2 protein-coding genes are annotated in these 1,726 nt (G+C 69.5%); both read left to right on the forward strand.

The window, feature by feature from the left end; translation table 11 throughout:
- Positions 1 to 448: YeeE/YedE thiosulfate transporter family protein (locus ACEN88_RS30960; RefSeq protein WP_413345901.1), on the forward strand; the 448-nt coding region annotated here is incomplete at its 5' end.
- A 64-nt stretch (positions 449 to 512) separates the two neighbouring features.
- The coding region (locus tag ACEN88_RS30965; RefSeq protein ID WP_413345903.1) for an MFS transporter at positions 513 to 1,726 on the forward strand (1,214 nt) is incomplete at its 3' end.

The following is a 1,726-nucleotide window of genomic DNA, read 5'->3' on the forward strand; positions in this document are numbered from 1 at the left end:
GCCGTGGGGCGTGACGTCCGCGTTCGCGCTGTGGGGCGCCAAGGCCGCGCAGGCGATCGGCGTCGACACGGCGAGCTGGACGTACTGGTCGACGAAGGCGAACGCCGCGGCGCTGGCCGCGCCCGTGTCGCACGACGTGACGTCCGTGATGGACATCGGCATCGTGCTGGGCGCGATGCTGGCGGCGGCGCTGGCGGGCCGCTATGCACCCGTATGGCGCGTGCCGCTGCGCTCGCTCCTCGCGGCCGTCGTCGGCGGACTGATGCTCGGCTATGGCGCGCGCCTCGCGTACGGCTGCAACATCGGCGCCTACTTCAGCGGCATCGTGTCGGGCAGCCTGCACGGCTGGCTGTGGCTCGTGGCCGCCTTCGTCGGCAACGTGTTCGGTACGCGGCTGCGTCCGCTGTTCGGGCTCGAGGTCGAGCGGGTGAAACCGAGCGGCTGCTGAGGCCGGTCCGCTGCACGCTTCGCCGGACAGGCCTACAATCGATCCTTTGCCGTCAGGATCGAGCATGCAAGCAGCAGTCAATACAACACCTCTCGAACAGGACGGATTACCAGCGGGCCCGCGCACCTGGGCCATCCTTGCCCTCGCGCTCGGCGTGGGCATGTCATCCCTCGATACCGCCATCGCCAACACCGCGCTGCCCGCGATGGCGCAGCAATTGCACGCCACGCCGGCCGACTCCGTGTGGATCGTGAATGCCTACCAGCTGGCCATGGTCGCCACCTTGCTGCCGATCGCGGCGCTGGGCGAAACCATCGGCTACCGCCGCGTCTACGTGGCCGGCATGGCCCTGTTCACGGTGGCCTCGCTCGCGTGCGCGCTCGCGTGGTCGCTGCCCGTGCTGATCGCCGCGCGCCTGTTCCAGGGCCTCGGGGCCAGCGCCATCATGGGCGTCAACACGGCGCTGCTGCGCGCCACGTATCCGGCAAAACTGCTGGGACGCGGCTTCGGCACCAATGCCCTCGTCGTCGCGGTCGGCTTCGCGCTCGGGCCGAGCCTCGCGTCGATCATCCTTGCCGCATCGTCGTGGCAATGGCTATTTGGTATTAACGTCGTGCCCGGCATCGTCGCGTTCTTCATGGCGCGCAAGGTGCTGCCGGAAACGCGCCGCGCGACCCACCGCGTGGACCGGCTCGCCGGCGTCTACAACGTCGTCGCGTTTTCGATGGCCGTGCTGGCGCTGGGCGATGCCGCGCACCGTGTGGACATGAAGACGTTGCTGCCGGAGGCATTGATCGCCCTGGTGTTCTTCGTCCTGCTGCTGCGCCGCGAGCGTGGCCACCCGGCGCCGCTGTTGCCGGTGGACCTGTTCCGCCGTCCCTTGTTCGCGCTGTCGACCATCACCGCCATCTGCACGTTCGCCGCGCAGGCGCTCGCATTCGTCGCGCTGCCGTTCTTTTTCGAGACGACGCTCGGCCGTTCGCCCGTCGAGACGGGCTTCCTGATGACGCCGTGGCCCGTGATGGTCGGCGTGATGGCGCCCGTCGCCGGACGATTGAGCGACCGGTATTCGCCGGGGCTGCTGGGCGGCATCGGCCTGTTGATCCTCGCGGCCGGCCTGGTCACGATGATGAGCCTGCCGGCAGCGCCGTCCGCCTTCGACATCGGCTGGCGCATGGCCCTCTGCGGCATCGGCTTCGGCTTTTTCCAGGCGCCGAACGTGAAGGCGATCATGAGCAGCGCGCCGGGCTCGCGCGCCGGCAGCGCCAGCGGCATGGT

Source organism: Massilia sp. CT11-108 (assembly GCF_047302915.1).
Classification (GTDB): Bacteria; Pseudomonadota; Gammaproteobacteria; order Burkholderiales; family Burkholderiaceae_D; genus Telluria; species Telluria orientalis.